At 62.4% G+C, this 17420-nt stretch carries 14 protein-coding genes and 1 pseudogene; 3 read left to right on the plus strand and 12 right to left on the minus strand.

Features of this window, described 5'->3' with window-relative positions; genetic code table 11:
- The first annotated feature begins 12 nt into the window (after positions 1–12).
- Both FW789_RS06930 and FW789_RS06935 read left to right on the plus strand, forming a co-directional pair.
- A complete protein-coding gene (locus tag FW789_RS06930) occupies positions 13–1101 on the plus strand; it encodes a polyamine ABC transporter substrate-binding protein (protein ID WP_150569215.1) in 1089 nt (362 codons plus the stop codon).
- 14 nt (positions 1102–1115) lie between these two features.
- Positions 1116–2411, plus strand: a complete 1296-nt coding sequence (locus FW789_RS06935; RefSeq protein WP_411563095.1) for an NAD(P)/FAD-dependent oxidoreductase — start codon at positions 1116–1118, stop codon at positions 2409–2411.
- Positions 2412–2458: 47 nt separating this feature from the next.
- Here the strand turns inward: FW789_RS06935 and FW789_RS06940 are convergent, their stop codons facing one another.
- On the minus strand, positions 2459–3766 hold the full coding sequence (locus tag FW789_RS06940; RefSeq protein ID WP_103437375.1) for a serine/threonine transporter: 1308 nt from the start codon (positions 3764–3766) through the stop codon (positions 2459–2461).
- 106 nt (positions 3767–3872) lie between these two features.
- Positions 3873–5249 carry an L-serine ammonia-lyase gene (locus FW789_RS06945; RefSeq protein ID WP_207074005.1) on the minus strand — a complete coding sequence of 459 codons (1377 nt, stop codon included), beginning with the start codon at positions 5247–5249 and terminating at the stop codon, positions 3873–3875.
- Between the two features lie 146 nt (positions 5250–5395).
- Here FW789_RS06945 and FW789_RS06950 point away from each other — a divergent pair, with 146 nt between their 5' ends.
- Positions 5396–6340 carry a LysR substrate-binding domain-containing protein gene (locus tag FW789_RS06950; RefSeq protein ID WP_101319567.1) on the plus strand — a complete coding sequence of 315 codons (945 nt, stop codon included), beginning with the start codon at positions 5396–5398 and terminating at the stop codon, positions 6338–6340.
- Positions 6341–6346: 6 nt separating this feature from the next.
- On the opposite strand, the gene FW789_RS06955 is transcribed toward FW789_RS06950, so the two are convergent.
- From FW789_RS06955 to FW789_RS07000, 10 genes and pseudogenes are all read right to left on the minus strand, one after another.
- Positions 6347–7765, minus strand: a complete 1419-nt coding sequence (locus FW789_RS06955) for an undecaprenyl-phosphate glucose phosphotransferase (RefSeq protein WP_207074212.1) — start codon at positions 7763–7765, stop codon at positions 6347–6349.
- Between the two features lie 252 nt (positions 7766–8017).
- Entirely contained in the window at positions 8018–8788 is a 771-nt protein-coding gene (locus FW789_RS06960) for a WecB/TagA/CpsF family glycosyltransferase (RefSeq protein ID WP_446431208.1), read from the minus strand.
- The gene (locus FW789_RS06965; RefSeq protein ID WP_446431209.1) at positions 8785–9975 is read right to left on the minus strand and encodes a glycosyltransferase family 2 protein; all 1191 of its coding nucleotides are present in this window, start codon (positions 9973–9975) and stop codon (positions 8785–8787) included. The genes FW789_RS06960 and FW789_RS06965 overlap by 4 nt, the downstream gene beginning before the upstream one ends.
- Positions 9972–11174 carry a glycosyltransferase family 4 protein gene (locus FW789_RS06970; protein WP_446431210.1) on the minus strand — a complete coding sequence of 401 codons (1203 nt, stop codon included), beginning with the start codon at positions 11172–11174 and terminating at the stop codon, positions 9972–9974. Before FW789_RS06970 ends, FW789_RS06965 begins: the two co-directional genes overlap by 4 nt.
- 43 nt (positions 11175–11217) lie before the next feature.
- Positions 11218–12900, minus strand: a complete 1683-nt coding sequence (locus FW789_RS06975) for a glycosyltransferase family 4 protein (protein WP_446431244.1) — start codon at positions 12898–12900, stop codon at positions 11218–11220.
- Positions 12901–13293: 393 nt separating this feature from the next.
- Positions 13294–14196 (minus strand): annotated as a pseudogene (locus tag FW789_RS06980) (DUF535 family protein); the annotation flags it as partial.
- Positions 14197–14203: 7 nt separating this feature from the next.
- Positions 14204–15181, minus strand: a complete 978-nt coding sequence (locus FW789_RS06985; RefSeq protein ID WP_207074000.1) for a glycosyltransferase — start codon at positions 15179–15181, stop codon at positions 14204–14206.
- 56 nt (positions 15182–15237) lie between these two features.
- Positions 15238–15759 (minus strand): serine O-acetyltransferase, encoded by a 522-nt coding sequence (locus FW789_RS06990; RefSeq protein ID WP_103437382.1) that lies wholly within the window; start codon positions 15757–15759, stop codon positions 15238–15240.
- 8 nt (positions 15760–15767) lie between these two features.
- Entirely contained in the window at positions 15768–16724 is a 957-nt protein-coding gene (locus tag FW789_RS06995) for a glycosyltransferase family 2 protein (protein ID WP_103437383.1), read from the minus strand.
- Complete coding sequence (locus FW789_RS07000; RefSeq protein ID WP_101319580.1) at positions 16717–17334, minus strand: acyltransferase; 618 nt, start codon at positions 17332–17334, stop codon at positions 16717–16719. Before FW789_RS07000 ends, FW789_RS06995 begins: the two co-directional genes overlap by 8 nt.
- Positions 17335–17420: the final 86 nt, after the last annotated feature.

Consider the following 17420-nt stretch of genomic DNA (forward strand, 5'->3'; position numbering starts at 1 on the left):
AGAGGTGTCGACATGCGTCATTTGCAGTCTGTGATCCCCGCAGCATTCGCCCTTATGTTCGGCGCCGCCGCTCAGGCCCAGCCGAGCGTCAGCGTGTACAACTGGACCGACTATATAGGTGAAACCACCCTGGCCGACTTCCAGGCCAGCAGCGGCATCAAAGTGATCTATGACGTGTTCGACTCTAACGAAACCCTGGAGGGCAAGTTGCTCGCCGGGCGCACTGGCTACGACGTGGTGGTGCCGTCCAACCACTTCCTGGCCCGCCAGGCCAAGGCCGGCGCCTTCCTGCCGCTGGACCGCAGCAAGCTGCCGAACTTCAGCAACCTCGACCCCAAGCTGCTCAAACAGCTGGAGCAGAACGACCCCGGCAATAAATATGCAGTGCCGTACCTGTGGGGCACCAACGGCATCGGCTACAACGTCGACAAGGTCAAGGCGGCGCTGGGCATCGACAAGATCGATTCGTGGGCAGTGCTGTTCGAGCCAGAAAACCTGAAGAAACTGCAAAAATGCGGCGTAGCCTTCATGGACTCGCCGGATGAACTGTTCCCGGCCATGCTCAACTACCTGGGCATGAACCCGCGCAGCGAAAACGAAGCCGATTACAAGAAGGCCGAAGCCAAGCTGGTGGAAATACGGCCGTACATTACCTACTTCCACTCCTCCAAGTACGTTTCCGACCTGGCCAATGGCGATGTCTGCATCGCGTTCGGTTACTCGGGCGACGTGTTCCAGGCGGCTAATCGCGCTGTTGAAGCGAAAAACGACGTAAAAATCGCCTACAGCATTCCCAAGGAAGGCAGCAATCTGTGGTTCGACCTGCTGGCCATTCCCAAGGACGCCAGCAACCCTGAACAGGCCCTGGCCTTCATCAATTACCTGCTCGACCCTGAAGTAATCGCCAAAGTCAGCACCACCGTCGGTTATGCCAACGCCAACCTCGCGGCCAAGGCGCACATGGATCCGGCGCTGGTCAACAATCCCGAGATCTACCCGCCGCAAGAGGTGCTCGACAAGCTCTATGTATCAAGCACACCGAGCCCGAAAATCATGCGGGTCATGACCCGTTCCTGGAGCAAGATCAAATCCAACCGCTGAGCCGAGCCTGTGCCATGTCATTAGAGAGCCAACACGCTGCCTCGTACTACGCCGCCACGGCGCGCAGCAGCGCGCCCTACCCTGCGCTGCAAGAACAACTGAGCGCCGACGTCTGCGTGGTCGGTGGTGGCCTGACCGGGGTCAATACTGCGCTGGAACTGGCCGAGCGCGGTTTGTCGGTGATCCTCCTCGAAGCCCGGCGCATCGGCTGGGGCGCGAGCGGGCGCAACGGTGGACAGCTGATTCGCGGCATCGGCCATGATGTTAGCGGTTTTGCCCGCTATGTCGGCCAGGACGGCGTGCGGTATCTGCAACAGGCCGGGATCGACTCGGTCGAGCTGGTGCGCCAGCGCATTGCCCAGTACGCCATCGACTGTGACCTGCGCTGGGGCTTCTGCGAGCTGGCCAACACGCCCGCCCAATTTGCCGCGTTCAAGGACGAGCAAGCGCAACTGGCCGAGCTCGGTTACCGCCATGCCACGCGCCTGGTTGATGCGACACACATCGGTGAAGTGGTCGCCAGCGAGCAGTACGCAGGCGGGCTGATCGACATGGGTTCGGGCCATCTGCACCCGCTCGATCTGGTCCAGGGTGAAGCGTGCGCTGCGGCAAAGTTGGGCGTGCGCATCTTTGAACAAAGCCCGGTGCTGCGTATCGAGCATGGCCCGAGCGTGACCCTGCACTGCGCCCACGGCAAGGTGCGCGCGCAGAGCCTGGTGCTTGGCTGCAACGCGCACCTGGACGAACTCGAGCCGCGCCTGAGCGGCAAGGTGCTGCCCGCTGGCAGCTACGTGGTGGCGACCGAGCGACTGCCTGAACAGGTGGCACAGGCGTTGATCCCGCAGAACATGGCTTTGTGTGACCAGAAGGTCGGCCTAGATTACTACCGCCTGACCGCCGACAACCGCCTGCTGTTTGGCGGTGCCTGCCACTATTCGGGCCGCGATCCGAAAGACATCGCCGCCTACATGCTACCCAAGGTGCGCAAGGTGTTCCCGCAACTGGCCGATGTGCGCATCGACTATCAATGGGGCGGCATGATCGGCATCACCGCCAACCGCTTCCCGCAGGTGGGCCGCTTGAGCCAATACCCCAACGTCTACTATGCCCAGGGCTATTCCGGGCATGGCCTGAACGTAACGCACTGGACTGCCAAGCTGTTGGCCGAAGGCATCGCCGTCGGCCACAGCCAGGGCCTGGATGTTTTCAGTGCGGTGCCGCACCTGACCTTCCCGGGCGGCAAGGCCCTGCGCTCGCCGCTGCTGGCAGCGGGCATGCTCTGGCATCGGCTGCGCGAAGTACTGGGCTGAGGCCACGGGTACAGGCCCGCGCCGAATCGGCGCGGGGTTGAGCTGGGTCAGGCGAAGAAGCTATAGAAGATCGCCGACAAGGTGATCAAACCGATCAAGGTAACGAACACATTGGACAGCTTGCCCGAGTACTTGCGCAGCGCCGGCACTTTGCGTACGGCATACATCGGCATCAGAAACAGCAGGCAGGCAATCACCGGGCCGCCCATGCTTTCGATCAGGCGCAGGATGCTCGGGTTGAGGGTGGCGACCGCCCAGCAGGTCAGCACCATGAACAACGCGGTAACCCGCTCCAGACGCTTGGCCGGCCAGGCTTTGCCGCGCCCGCGCAGGCTCTTGACGATCATGCCCTGGAAGCCCTCGCTGGCGCCGATGTAGTGGCCGAGGAACGACTTGGTGATTGCCACCAGGGCAATCAACGGTGCCACGAACGCGATTACCGGGGTCTGGAAGTGGTTGGCCAGGTACGACAACACCGAGATGTTCTGCTCCTTGGCGGCCGCCAGGTCGGCCGGGCTCAACGCCAGCACGCAGCTGAAGCAGAAGAACATCACCGTAAGCACCATCATCACGTGCGCGGTTGCCAGCGTGCGGCCGCTCTTGCGGTCAGCGTCGGCGCCATAACGGTGCTTTTGGTCGACGGCGAAGGCCGAGATGATCGGCGAGTGGTTGAACGAGAAGACCATGACCGGGATCGCCAGCCACAACGTCAGCAGCAATTTGTTGACGCTGATGCCTTCACTGGCCTGGGCGAGGAAGGCGCCGTTCCAGTTCGGGATCAGGCTCAGGGCCAGCAGCAACAGCGAGGCGACGAAGGGATAGACCAGGATGCTCATGGCCTTGACGATCATCTGTTGGCCACAGCGCACGATCACCATCAGGCCGCAGATCAGCAGCAACGACAGCAGCACCCGCGGCGGCGCGGTCACGTGCAACTGATGCTCGAGAAAACTGCTCAGGGTATTGGTCAGGGCAACGCTGTACACCAGCAGGATCGGGAAAATCGCCAGAAAGTACAGCAAGGTGATCAGCTTGCCCGCGCCGGTGCCGAAGTGCTCTTCGACCACCTCGGTGATGTCCTCGTTGCCGCTCTTGCGACCGGACAGGACAAAGCGGGTCAAGGCCCGATGTGCATAGAAGGTCATCGGCAACGCCAGCAGCGCGAGGATCATCAACGGCCAGAAGCCGCCGACCCCGGCGTTGATTGGCAGGAACAACGTCCCGGCGCCAATCGCCGTGCCATACAGGCCCAGGGCCCAGGTGGTGTCATGGCGGTTCCAGCGGGTTGCATCCACCGCCGCAGCCGCAACGGCCGCATCCGCACGAACAGTCGTGGTGCTATGTACATCGGTCATCAGATATCGCCTTGTAGTTATTTTTGTCGCTGATACAGCGGGTAGTGCCTTGGAGCTGAATGCACGCTGCCTTGGCAGATGCGCATTCAGCCCCGTCGAGTACGGGTCAGCACTCGACGTACGCCACGGCGAGGCCGCCGCGCGAGGTTTCCTTGTAGTTGGCGTGCATGTCGGCGCCGGTGTCGCGCATGGTGCGAATCACCCGGTCGAGGGAGATGAAGTGCTCGCCGTCGCCGCGCAGGGCCATCTGCACGGCGTTGATGGCCTTGACGGCAGCAATCGCGTTGCGCTCGATGCAGGGGATCTGCACCAGCCCGCCGACCGGGTCGCAGGTCAGCCCGAGGTTGTGCTCAAGGGCAATTTCGGCGGCGTTTTCCAGCTGCGGTGCGGTCGCGCCGAGCACCTCGGCCAGGCCCGCGGCGGCCATTGAACAGGCGGAACCGACCTCCCCCTGGCAGCCCACTTCGGCGCCGGAAATAGACGCGTTTTTCTTGCACAGAATGCCCACTGCCGCCGCCGCCAGCAGAAACGCCACGACATCGTCGTCGCAGGCGCTGGGGTTGAACTTCATGTAGTAATGCAACACGGCGGGGATGATGCCGGCGGCGCCGTTGGTAGGCGCGGTGACCATGCGCCCGCCAGCGGCGTTTTCTTCATTGACCGCCAGGGCAAACAGATTGACCCACTCCATCGCGCTCAAGGTCGAGCCGATCACGTTGGGCTTGCCGACTTCCTGCAGGCTGCGGTGCAGCCGCGCGGCACGACGCTTGACGTTGAGCCCGCCGGGCAGGATGCCGTCATTGCGCATGCCGTTGGCCACGCACTCGCGCATCGCGGCCCAGATTTTCAGCAGCCCAGCGCGGATGTCATCTTCACTGCGCCAGGCGCGCTCGTTGGCCATCATCAGTTGGCTGACGCTGACGCCGTGCTGTTTGCACAGGCTGAGCAGCTCGGCAGCGCTGGAAAACTCGTAAGGCAGGTTGACCTGCTCGGCGCTGCTCTGTGGCGCATCGATCTCGGCTTGCTCGACAATGAAGCCGCCACCGACCGAGTAATAGGTCTGGCTGAACAGACAGCCCTGCTCGCCCTCGGCATTGAGCGTCATGGCGTTGGGGTGGTACGCCAGGCTTTCGTCCAGCAGGAGCATGTCGCGGCCGTAGTCGAAGTCGACCGGCTGGCAGCCGTCGAGCATCAGGCAGCGCTCCTGCAGCAGCTGGGCGATACGCGGCTCGATACTGTGCGGGTCGATCTGGTCGGGCCACTGCCCCATCAACCCCAGCAGGCAGGCGCGATCAGTGGCATGGCCGACGCCGGTGGCGGACAGCGAACCATACAGGCGCACCTCGACCCGCTGCACCTGAGCCAGTAGCCCGCGCTCGCGCAGCGCCTGGGCGAAGCTTGCGGCGGCGCGCATCGGCCCTACGGTGTGGGAGCTGGAGGGGCCGATGCCAATCTTGAAAAGGTCGAAAACACTGATAGCCATGCTAATGCCTGACCGTGGCGGCCTTGAACACCTGCGCACGGCTCTCTGGAAAAATTGAACGGTATTGCCAAGTTGGGCGATACTGCCGCGCCGCCACGGCGATGACCAACGAAAGTTTCTAAGCAAGCCTTTAGCAGGACTAAACGATGAGAAGGCAAATTACTGGCCAGTTCTATGTCTGGCTGCATGTGTTTTCATGCGCGGCGCGGCACTTGTCGTTTACCCGCTGCGCCGAGGAACTGCACATCACGCCCGGCGCAGTCAGCCAACAGATGCGCCAGCTCGAAGAGCATCTGGGCTACCGTTTGTTCCTGCGCAAGGCCCGTGGTGTCGAGCTTTGCGCCGAAGGCCAGCGTCTGGCGCTGACGGTCGCCGAAGCCTACGGCAGCATCGAAGCGGAGTTGCTGCGGCTGGACGCCGGCGATATTCGTGGCACCTTGCGCCTGCGCTCGATCCCGTCATTTCTGGCCAAGTGGCTGACCCCGCGCCTGCCACGCTTCCAGCAGCGCTACCCGGACCTTGAGCTGCGGCTGGTCGCCGAAGACAGTAACCAGGCCCTGCACCCGGATGATTTCGACCTGGCGATCGACCTCAATGACGGCAGCTATCCGGGCATGCTGTCGACGCCGCTGCTCGACGAGCAGATATTCCCGGTGTGCTCACCTGCCCTGCTCCGTGGCCGGCCGCCGCTGCACGGTCCGGCTGACCTGGTGCATTACCCGTTGCTGCACGACATGACCGCCTGGCGCGGCAGTTCGGAGTACGCTGAGTGGGAGTTTTATCTGCAGGGCATTGGTGCGGGTGAGTTGAATGTGCGCCGCGGGCACACTTTCAACCGCAATCACCTGACCATCGAAGCCGCCATCGCCGGGGTTGGCGTGGCGATCGCGCGGCGCACCTTGCTCAACGATGAGCTCGAGCGCGGCGCGCTGATCGTGCCGTTCGGCGTAGCGCTGGCCAATCACAAGCGCTACGTGTTGCATTACCCGCCCGGCGGTTTGAACCAGCCGGGCGCGCGTGCCGTGCATGACTGGCTGGTGGAAGAAGCCCAGGCGTTTCGCGCGCTCCACCCGCTGGCATTGGATGTGTGAGCTGGCTCAGTACGCCTGTTTGCCGGTGAACGCATTGAGTGTGCGCACCAGGATCACGAAGTCCAGCCACAACGACCAGTTGTTGATGTACTCGATGTCCGAGTCGACCCGCTGGATCATCTGGCCGATGTCCTTGGTTTCGCCCCTGAAGCCACGGACCTGGGCCAGCCCGGTCATCCCCGGCTTGATGTTGTGGCGGGCGAAGTAATCGACGATGTCCTGTGAATACAGCGTGTCGTGATGCAGCGCATGTGGCCGTGGGCCAACCAGCGACATTTCACCAGTCAGCACATTGAACAGCTGTGGCAACTCATCCAGGCTGGTACGCCGGATAAAGGCGCCGATCTTGGTAATCCGCGGGTCGTTTTTCTGCGCCTGCTTGACCACGCCGTTTTCCAGCGGGTGGATGTGCATGCTGCGAAATTTCCAGATGCGGAACGATTCGCCGGTCCAGCCCATGCGTTCCTGGCGGAAGAACACCGGCCCCGGGCTGTCGATCTTGATCGCCAGGGCGATCAGCAGCAGCACCGGCGAGGCACACAACAAGATCAACGCGGCCAGCACGCGGTCTTCCAGGTTCTTGAGGAACAGGCTCATGCCGGTCAGTGGGGTTTCCGACAGGGTCAGCACCGGGATCCCGGCGATTTCCCGCACGCTGTGGTTGATCAGCCGCAGCGAGAAGATATCCGGCACCCAGTTGACCGCAATGCACTTGTCGAGCAGCTTCAGGTACACGTCGTTGATCACCTCGGAACCGCCCAGTGGTGTCACCAGGTACACAGTACGGATCGCATGCTTGGCTACCAGCCCATCGAGCTCGGAGATGTGCCCCAGCACGGGCGGTTTGCCGTCACCGGCGACGCGGCTTTGCTCGTCGGGCTTATCGATCCACACGCAGCCCACCACACGCTCGCCAAACCAGGGGTTGTTGCTGATCTTTAGATAGAGAAAATTGGCCAGATCACCGGTACCGATGATCAGCGCATTGTCGGTACGCAGCGCATTGGCCATGAAGCGTTTCTGTACTTCGCGCACTGTGTAGTGCAGGAACAGCTGCACGAAATAGCCGCTGACGAACAGCTTGCCCACCAGCAAGCGTGAGTAGGTTTCGCTCTGCTTGGTCAGAAACGCCATCACCATCAAGAAACAGAACGTCGCCGACCACGCCTTGAACAAGCGAAACGCCTTGATCGACAGGCCGACGTTGCTGCGGTAGATACCGTAGTGGTCATAGATCACTGCCAGCGCACCGATCAGCAACAGCAGCATGATCACGTAGTCGGAAGTGATGTAGCCGAACTGATCAACGATCAGGTACCAGGCGATGCCAGTCACCGCGATACCGTCAAGCCCAGCCTGAATGGCGTTGCTCACGCCACTTCTGCGCTGGAGCAAGGAACGACTGCTTCGGGGCTCGAAAACCATCATCAGACCTCATCAAATGTGAGCGCAGCGATACATCACTGCTTACAACTTTGGTGTTACAACCAACTGACTAAACACGCTGCCAAGCCAATGCTGCACGCACGTCGACGATTGAATTCGGCGTAGTTCCGGGGGGGTTATTGGGCATTTGATATCACTGTAGCAGTACCACGGAGAGGCGACGGAGCGAATCATCGTGGCGACGGTTTTTGGCCGATTCGCAGTGCCCGGCACCACCCTCAGCTGGTCGTTTCAGATGCGCTTCGGCGCGCTGCGCACCGCGCTCGCGGCAGCTTTTCGGTAGCGCAACGCACGCAGCATGAACAGCGGATTGCCGATCACATAACGCTTGAACAGACGCCTGGGCTCACGCAGCAAGCGGTAGGCCCACTCCCCTTTCAATCGGCGCATCCAGTGCGGCGCGCGGGTGACTTTGCCTCCGAGAAAATCCAGGATGGCGCCGCCACAAATGATCAGGCACGGCCCAGCAGCCGCAGCCAGTTGCGCGGCGATAGCTTCTTGTTTGGGCATGCCCATGCCCAGCACAATCAACTGCGGCCGATACTGCTTGGCGAGTTCAAGGTAATGTTCAGCATTGGCAAACCCGTGCTCGACCGAGACCAGCTCGATTCCAAACTGCGCCCGACAGCGAGCAGCGGCCTGGCTCACGAATGGCTCCTCGGTGCCCCACAGCGCGACCCGTTTGCCCCGGTACGCCGCGATCAGTTTGGGAATCAGGTCGGTCCCGTTCATGTTCAGGCCTGGCTCGAGTGCCAGTTGGCGATACAGCAGGCCCATGCCGGCGCCATCGCGCAGCAGCATGTCAGCCGCGCTCAGCGACGCACAATAGCCCTCGCTGGCAGCCACCAGATTCAGCGCATGAGCATTGACGAAGCCCAGCACCGTTGCCTGGTCGGGCGCCGCAAGAGTCGCAATCAGCTGTTGCTCGGCAGCCCCATCGACAACCACCAGCAGCTTGCCGAGAATAGCGTCCCAGCGTTGTTGCCATGGCCGCTGATTCATTGACTGTCATCCCGCTTCGAACGCACCCATTCCACCTGACGCTTGAGCAAAAAACCCACGTACAGGGGGATTTTTTTCGCTGCGTAGAATGGCGCATAGAGCAACACCGAGAACGGAATCAGCTCGCGTGAGAAGCGCGCCCAGGCCAGCACCACTGCTGCGCCCATCAGCACCAGCGCAAGGCTGGCGATGGCTGCGGCAAACGCCACGCCGAGCAGTGCGAAGGCCAGCCAACTGACGACAAAGATGGCCATCAGGGCCAATACCAACAAGGCCAATGGTGGCACCAGCAGGTCCAGCGCCATGGCCAGCAACGGCCCGTTGCGTTGCAGCAAAGCGGCGCCCAGCAGTTTTGGCCCTTCTGCCAGCAACACGCCAAGATGGCCGTGCTCCCAGCGGGTGCGCTGGTTGCTGAGGCCGTCGTCGCTGGTGGGGAACAGGCTGGTGACTTGGGCCTGCGGGCAAAACAACGGCGGCTTGCCGTCACGGCAAAAATCCAGGCCCAGCTTCAGGTCTTCGACCAGGTGACCGGTGGCCAGATTGGCCTTCGCCAGATCAGCCCAGGCGAAGGCCATGCCGGTGCCCATCAACTGGCATGGCAGCCCGACCCGGGCCCAGCCGCGTGGCCGCACCAGATTCTTGACTCGCCAGGCGAACTCGGCGACTTGCACCTTGAGCCCGGCACCGGCAGGCGCGCACATCAGGTCAAGGGCCTGCACCGGGCGGTCGGTGGCGAGGCTGCAACGCGCCAAAGTGTCAATCGAGCCAGCACTCAACTGACAGTCTGCATCGATGATGATCACCACCTCCGGCGGCGCCGCAGCCAGCTGGCGCACGCCGTAGTCCAGGGCATAGCCCTTGCCACGCAGGTGCTGATGCTCGCGCTCGACCACCTCGGCGCCGGCCGCGCGAGCCAGTGCTGCGGTGCTGTCAGTACAATTGTCGGCGACTACCAGCAGGCGATCACTGTCGAGCAATTGCTGACGGATGCTGGCCAAGGTGGCGCTGATACCCCCTGACTCATTGTGCGCCGGCACCAGCACTGCCACACGCGGCCTGGGGCCGGCAGCCAAAGGCACCGACCGCGCCGGCAGGCACGCCAGCACGACCTGGGCAAACAGCACCAGGACCGGCAGCAGAATCAACAGCGCCAACAGCGCCAGCAGCCAACCTGTCAGTGTGATCATGCGCCCGCCCTGAAATAGCTGGCCAATTTGGCCACTTCGGTATCGATGTCGTGGCGCTCCAGCACCCGCTGATGGGCCGCATCGCCCATACGTTGCAGCACCTCGTCCGGTTGCCCAAAGCAGTCGGCCATCGCCGCTGCCAGCTCCTGTACCGCCCCTGCGGGGAACAGCCAGCCATTCTCGCCAGGACGCACCAGTTCAGGGATCCCGGCCACATAGGTGGTCAGCACCGGCCGGCGCAAGGCCATGGCTTCCATGATCACCACTGGCAGGCCTTCGGCAAAGCTGGGCAAGACCAGGGCGCGAGCGGCGAGTAGCTCCTCGCGAACCTGGCCGCTGCTGATCCAGCCAGTAATACGCACCTGCCCCTGCAGGCCATGGCGGGCGATCAGGGTCTCGATCTCTGCGCGCATCTCGCCATCGCCGGCCAGCACCAGCTCGAACGCCGAGCCTTGCGCGGCCAACTTTTGCGCCGCCTCAAGCAACAGCAACTGGCCCTTCTGCTCGCACAAGCGGCCGACACACACCAACCGCGGCACTGCCGGAACCGGCACCGGCGGGCCAGCATGGAAGGCCGCTTCCAGCCCGCAGTGCACGACCTTGACCTTGTTCCAATGGGCGTGCGCCACCCAGCGATACAGCTGGCTGCGGCCGTAAGAGCTGACGGCGGCGACAAACGCCGCACGGCGGACCTTCTCATCGATATGCAGAAACTGCGGTTTGTCGAATTCCTCCGGGCCGTGCACGGTGAAGCTGTAGGGCGGCCCGCCCAAGGCATTCGCGAGCATCACCACCTCGGTCGAATTGGTGCCGAAGTGAGCGTGCACATGCCCGGCGCCGAAAGCCTGCAACCACTGCACCACGCGGCTCGCCTCGGCCAGGTAGATCAGGTGATAAGGCCAGCTGCGGTCAGCCCGTCGGCCCATGCGCAGGGCCAGCCACAGCGCACTGAAAAACCGCCGCGGCTGAGCGCGCAGAACTTCAAGCAATGGCTTGAGCAGCCCTTTGACGCCGTCCTCAAGGACGTAGCGGGTCTTGCTCCGTTCAGCGATATCGTCGCTGTCCTGCAACTCGCCGTCCCAACCACGCAGGGCGATCCGCTGTACTTCAATGCCCTGGCGCTCCAGCGCGAGGATTTCGCGGCGAATGAAGCTGTGGCTGACCTTGGGGTACTGATTGATGAAATAAGCTATGCGCATAGGCAATCGATCAATCCCTGAATAGTTAAATGAACCGCGCCTGCTACTGGCAGCTGCCTAACGCCGAGGGCTCGCGGGCAGCCGCATCGGCCTCGCTGAGCACCTCGTCATAGAAGCCCAGCAACTCGCTGGCCTGGTCGCTGAAGACAATGATGTTGTCCTTGAATGGATTGCGGTGCCGAGCAAAGCGTGGCTGATCATCGAGAATCGCCACGATTGCCTGGCGCAGGTAGGTCTCATCGCCACTCAAAGGGATGATCGTGCCGTTGACCCCCTCGATGATGTCCTCGACCGTGCCGCCGGAGTGAGTACTTATCACCCAGACGTCGCGAACCAGCGCCTCGCGTACTGCCAGGCCGAAGGTTTCTTTGCATTGAGTGGGGAACAGCAGCACATCGATGCCCGAGAAGAACACATCCATGGTGGCCTGGGTGTAACCAGGGATGATGCTCACCGTGCCGGGGATCTTGATGCTGTGCCGGTTGAACGAGCGAAAGCCCATGTTCAGCAGGTTGTCGACCACCTTCAACTCGTAGTCGGACCGCTCCAGGCCGCTGAAGGCGCGGATGATCACGTCGATGCCCTTGACCGTCGAATCACCGCCGACAAAGCCAAAGCGAATGGTCTGCCCCGGCTGCTTCTGGTAGCCGGCCGCCGGCGCCATGATGCCGTTGCGGTTGACCTGGATGTGCTCCGGATCAAAGCCGTTGGCAGCGTACAGGTCCTTGCAGAAGCGGCTCGGTGCGAGCAACAGGTTGGCTTGCTTGAGCGTGTCCGCCAGGAGCTTTTGCCGATGTTCGTTGAGCGCCGCGTCGTCGACGCAGGTGGCGCACACCGCCAGGTCAATGCTGGTCTGGCCGCAGTAACGGCCTTGATCGTTGATCATGAACTGGCGCCCGCAGATCCACCAGGCGTCATGCAAGGTCACCACAAATGGGATGCCGGCGCGTGCGCAGCAATCGGCCAGCTGCGCGCCGAGGCCCTGGATCGAATGCAGGTGCACCAGGTCCGGGGCGACGCTTTTGAGTACGGCCTCGAAGATCGGCACGGTGGAGTGGTTCTCGAACATGTCCCGGTCGGATATCTGTTCCGACAAGCCCATACCCAACACTGCCGCGCCCTGCGCCTCATAGCGATACAGGCTGTAGCGTGGCACGTCGGTATCGGGGATGGCCGTGAACACGAATTGCTGCCAACGGCCGGCAGCGCCAGTCAGCCGCGACATCTGTTCGGCGATGACCGTGGCGCCACCAAAGCTGCGTGGCGCAAAAAAGATATTGGCCGAGAGCAGACGGCGCACGCTCTTGCTGGGCGGCGCGGCAAACACTTGCCCCAGCTGCTCTGCGGTCTCTACCAGACACACCTGGCTCGCCCCTGCCTCGCGCATGGCCGTGGCTAGCGGCGGGCTTGCCGCCAGCGCCTGGTCACAGGCCAACAGGGCCTGGCGATGCTGGTTAACGGCGGCCAGCAGGCGGTTGATGGTGTCTTCGCTATGCCCGACAACATCGTCGCGTTGGCCATAGGCCACCGGGTCGAAGATCAGCTCGTCGCTGTCCCACCAACAGTTGACCTGGAGCCGCTTGGCCTCGGCAAACAGCGGGGCCAGTTCGGCTACCGCCGGTAGCTGGTGGAAGATCACCACCGAGCAGGTCTGCAAAGCAATCTGACAGGCGCCAACATCGCGCCAGTCAAGCGAAACGCAGTGATGACCCAGATCTTGAAACATGCGTTGCAACTGCGCCGGGCGGCTTTTCGGCTGCTGGTCGGCGCTGAATTCGCTGAGCAGCAGAACATCCCGTGGGAACAGCTCGCTGGCAGCCACTGCCGGCGCGGCCAGCGGCACCTTAGTGCGGGTCGCCGCCGGGCTCTTCCAGAGCAGCCGCGGCCCTTGCTTGAGCAGCTCGCGAACGATCTTGCGCAAGGTCGGGTAGACACCCGCCTTGCGCAGGTAAGCCCGCAAGCGCTGATCTGCGCGCGGCTCGGTGGTCAGCAGGCGGATCAGCTTGGCGACCTTGGCGCTGAAGGTTCGAGAACCGATCGCCGGCTCATCTTCAGGCAGCCTTAGTGCAGAGCCAAGCCGCTGCCGGTGGCTGTGCAACTGACGCTGGCCAACCCCGCCGGGAATGGCCGCCTCGATGCTGGCAAAGACCTGATCCAGCAGCTCGTGGCGGCGGCGATACATGGCCCGTTTCTTCGCAGCGATGTCGTCGGCCGAGCGCCGCGCGGCGGCCACAGGCAGGCTGTAGAAGTCCTGATGCGCGGAGGCTACCGCGCCATGCTCAAGCCAGATGACGTCGTAGTTGGCGGCCAGGTCCTCACCTTTGTCTGCCCCGAAGTAGGCATGCCGGTGATGCCGGTAGGCGTCGGCCACGGCATAGATCCGCGTTACGCCAATGGTGCGTGCCAGGCTCTTGAGGGCCTCGATCAGGAAGCTTCTGGGGCGCATGCCTTCGAAGTCCTTGGTCAGGTCGCGATAGATTGCCAGCGAGCGTTCGCTGTCGATGCCTTTGTGGATGCCCTGCACCGCGCCGATCACCAGGTTCAACTGGCCGTCCATATGGCACAGGGTGAATGCCAGCGACGCGACCCGCAGATCCCCCTGGAACAGGTTGAGCACCAGTTCGCCTTCGCGTTTGAACCAGATCGGCCGGTCCAGCACCAGGCTGCAGCCCGGCGAAAAGGCCGACAGGTCGCACAGTTGCAGCGACTCGTCGCGCCCCAGCAACAACAAGGTGGGCAGGTAGCGGCTGACCACCTCATAGTGCGAGGCCAGCACACTCAAGCGCAGCGGCGCCTTCCAGGACTTGCTGATGTAGGGCCATTGCACCACACCGATACAGTCCACTCCGAGGCGGGCCATGCGCTGCTTGCCCAGCACCGACGAGGTGCGCTGCATGAAGGCGCTCAGCTCAGGCCACTGCCTGGCCATCGCCAGCACCAGCTTGAATTTGTTGTTTAGTGCCCGCAGCGAGTAGCCCGGTTGCAACACGAGCACGCTTTTCGCTAACGATCTAACCATCATCGGCATCTCACTTGTACTCGATCAAACCCGACTTGCCGGCGGCAAACCTGTTCAGCAAAAACTTGACCTGGCCGAGCATCTCGGGGAATTTCGCCAGCACCAGAAACACCGCCTGCAGCCAGTTCTCGCGCGGTGAGCGAGCGCCGCGACGGGCCAGCCGCAGCGCTTGTAGCGGATAGATCAACAGCAGCAGCAACCACACCGGCCCAAGCACCAGGCTGAGCAGGATGATCAACAGCGGAATCAACAGACCCCACAGCCAGGCTCGGCGAGACTCGCGCTGCCAGTGCCGCTCGGGCGCCGCGCCATGCAACCAGGCGCCCTCGGCAAAGGCATAGCCGCCGCGCAAGGTGCGCTGCCACCACTGGCTGAAACGGGTCATGGCCGCGTCGTGCAGGGTCATTTCCGCATCAAGCCGCCAGATCTTCCAGCCCCGCTTGCGCAGGCGTACGCACAGCTCCGGCTCTTCGCCGGCAATCAGCTCCGGACGAAAGCCGGACACCGACAAAAATGCCTCGACGCGCATCAACGCATCGCCGCCGCAGGCCTTGGCCTGACCGATCGGCGTGTCCCATTCAAGGTCACACAGCAGGTTGTACACCGAGTGCTCAGGAAAGCGCTCACGGCGCCGCCCGCAGACCACCGCGACATCGCCCTGGGCATCGAGAAAAGCCTGCGCGGCGGGCAACCAGCCGCGGGCCACTTCACAGTCCCCGTCAACGAACTGCACGTAGCGCATCCCGGGCATCAGCCGCTGCAAGCAGGCAAAACCTTCGTTGCGCGCTCGCGCTGCGGTGAACGGCATGGATAGATCCAGCGCCAGCACTGCCACACCATGGTCAGCAGCTCGTTGCAGCGAACCGTCACTGGAGCCTGAATCGACATACACCACTTGCTCCGCTGACCGTGCAAGCGAGGCCAGGCAACGCTCCAGTCGCATGCCCTCGTTCCGACCAATCACCACTACGCCGATACCTGTCACCATGAGCCTCACTCGCCAAACCGGAACGCAATCGCGTGCACCTGCTCACTCTGCTGCCATCAATCCTGCGCCAACAATGCAGGTTTTTTCAGTTTGACGGTTGCTGGCACTCCGACCGCCAGGGCATCATCTGGCACATCGATCAACACCACAGCGTTGCAACCGATCACCACGTTGTTGCCAATGCGGATGTTGCCCAGCACCTTTGCACCCGCACCGATGTCGACATTGTTGCCGATGATCGGCGCAATCGGCTCGCTGACGTTCTTCAACCCCACTACTACGCCGTTGCGAATTCGACAGTCATCACCAAATCGAGCATAGCCACTGATGACGATGCCGCCGAAGTGATCGATGACGAAATTGCGCCCGACCACGACTTCGCAAGGCAGCTCGATGCCGGTGATAATCTGGACAAACTTGAACAGCACTTTGTAGATCAGCGAAAACAACTTGCGCAGCAGCGCCGGGCGCACACCGTAACGCCAGCGGCCAAAACGGTAGACCAGCATCACCCAAAAGCCCTGGGCGCCCCAGTCGCCACCGTAGGTCTGCAAGTCAGCGCGAATATTGTCGAACATGGGCTCTCCTAGCGTGTCGGTTGGCTGGCCAGACGCGTGGCAAACAGCAGCTTCCAGGTTGCCACGTTGTGCTGCCAGCACGCTTTGATCGCTGGCCAGCCGCGGCCTTTGAGCAAGGCCTTGAGGGCCAGAATCAAGTCGCCCGCGCACACCAGCAGCATATGCAGGATCAACCCCAGGACGCCGTGATGCTTGCGAAAATAGAGCAGCTCGCTCTCGATCTGATAAGCCGAGATCTGCCGGCTGGCAGCCTCCAGCTTGGCCACTGACTTGGAGCTCTCGCCGCCGATGTGCACCACCGTCGTGTGCGGATAGAACACCACCTTCCAGCCGGCCTGCTTGACCCGCTTGCAGTGGTCGACTTCCTCGTAATAGAGGAAGTAACGCGGATCGAACAAACCGACCTGATCAAGCACTTCCCGCCGCACCAGGTAGTAACAGCCGGGCAACCAGTCACATTCGCGGACCGAGCCATGGTCCCAGTTCATTTCATCGACCATCTTCACGCCCGGGAACAGGCGCTTGAGGCCTGTACGCGCAATGAACACGTTCAAGGGCGTGGGAAAGTAGCGGCAGCACGGCTGCAGGTCACCCTCGCGTCCTTCCAGGCGCACGCCGAGCACGCCGCAGTCCGGGTGCTGGTCCATGTAGGCGATGGTTTTCTCAAGCGTGTCGCTGGCGACGAAGGCGTCGGTATTGAGCAGCAACGCATAGCGGCCCTGCAGGTGCTCGAGCAATTGATTGTTGGCTCGGCCAAAACCCACGTTGTCGCGATTGCTGACCAGCAGCGCCTCGGGACAGACCTCGGCCAGGCGTTCCAGCGAGTTGTCGACCGAGGCGTTGTCCACCACCAGATAGCTGGCCAGGGTTTCGCTGTCGGCGCGGCGCAGGGCATCGAACATCGGCTGCAACAAGGCGCCGGTGTTGAAGTTGACGACCATGACGTCGACCGGCTTGCTAGCCATTGTTGTTGTCTCCAAAGAAGTACTGGCGCCTGACCTCGGCCAACATCGGCTCCAATGCCGGGTCGTAGGCGCCCTCGCGCTTCTTGATCAGGTCGATCCAGGGGTAGGCGTTGCAGCGTTCCTCGACGCGTTGGATCATCTCGGCAGTGGTGCAGATGAACCTGGCCGGGTTACCACCCACCACCGTGCCGGGTGGCACGTCTTTGGTCACCACCGAGCCTGCCGCCACTACCGAGTCGGGGCCGATGGTCACCCGCGGCATGACGATGGCACCGTGGCCGACAAAGCAGTTGTCTTTGATGTCGATGAAACCGACCGAATCTAGCTGCTTGCCGTAACAGACCTCGATCAACGCCACCACCGCATCGTGACCGATCAGGGTGCAGTCGGACAGGCCTACATTGCTGCCCAGGCGCAACAGCGCCGGGTCGGTGATGTTGCAGCCTGGGTTGATGTGGATATTGGTACCGACTGAATAGAACTTGCCCCAGCGCGCCATGTAAGCGCCCCAGTCACGGGCATTGGGGTTGCAGATTTTTTTATAGGCCGCGCCGCCGCGCCCGGTCGAGTACACAAACGACGTGATTGTGTTGCGTATCCATCCATACATGCTGCTTGCCTCGCCAATAAAGCAATCCCTGGACTGTTGCTGAGGCGTCTGCGGTCTCGTTTTGTCCTTGCGACCGTTTGCGCACC

Source organism: Pseudomonas sp. 1121_17, assembly GCF_052850745.1.

What these genes read in the sequence shown, in the direction of transcription:
- FW789_RS06990 (WP_103437382.1), bottom strand. Translation starts at nt 15,759, where the DNA reads ATGTTCGACAATATTCGCGCTGACTTGCAGACCTACGGTGGCGACTGG.
- FW789_RS06965 (WP_446431209.1), bottom strand. Translation starts at nt 9,975, where the DNA reads ATGATCACACTGACAGGTTGGCTGCTGGCGCTGTTGGCGCTGTTGATT.
- FW789_RS06940 (WP_103437375.1), bottom strand. Translation starts at nt 3,766, where the DNA reads ATGACCGATGTACATAGCACCACGACTGTTCGTGCGGATGCGGCCGTT.
- FW789_RS06975 (WP_446431244.1), bottom strand. Translation starts at nt 12,900, where the DNA reads ATGTTTCAAGATCTGGGTCATCACTGCGTTTCGCTTGACTGGCGCGAT.
- FW789_RS07000 (WP_101319580.1), bottom strand. Translation starts at nt 17,334, where the DNA reads ATGTATGGATGGATACGCAACACAATCACGTCGTTTGTGTACTCGACC.
- FW789_RS06960 (WP_446431208.1), bottom strand. Translation starts at nt 8,788, where the DNA reads ATGAATCAGCGGCCATGGCAACAACGCTGGGACGCTATTCTCGGCAAG.
- FW789_RS06970 (WP_446431210.1), bottom strand. Translation starts at nt 11,174, where the DNA reads ATGCGCATAGCTTATTTCATCAATCAGTACCCCAAGGTCAGCCACAGC.
- FW789_RS06955 (WP_207074212.1), bottom strand. Translation starts at nt 7,765, where the DNA reads ATGGTTTTCGAGCCCCGAAGCAGTCGTTCCTTGCTCCAGCGCAGAAGT.
- FW789_RS06995 (WP_103437383.1), bottom strand. Translation starts at nt 16,724, where the DNA reads ATGGCTAGCAAGCCGGTCGACGTCATGGTCGTCAACTTCAACACCGGC.
- FW789_RS06985 (WP_207074000.1), bottom strand. Translation starts at nt 15,181, where the DNA reads ATGGTGACAGGTATCGGCGTAGTGGTGATTGGTCGGAACGAGGGCATG.
- FW789_RS06945 (WP_207074005.1), bottom strand. Translation starts at nt 5,249, where the DNA reads ATGGCTATCAGTGTTTTCGACCTTTTCAAGATTGGCATCGGCCCCTCC.
- FW789_RS06935 (WP_411563095.1), top strand. Translation starts at nt 1,116, where the DNA reads ATGTCATTAGAGAGCCAACACGCTGCCTCGTACTACGCCGCCACGGCG.
- FW789_RS06930 (WP_150569215.1), top strand. Translation starts at nt 13, where the DNA reads ATGCGTCATTTGCAGTCTGTGATCCCCGCAGCATTCGCCCTTATGTTC.
- FW789_RS06950 (WP_101319567.1), top strand. Translation starts at nt 5,396, where the DNA reads ATGAGAAGGCAAATTACTGGCCAGTTCTATGTCTGGCTGCATGTGTTT.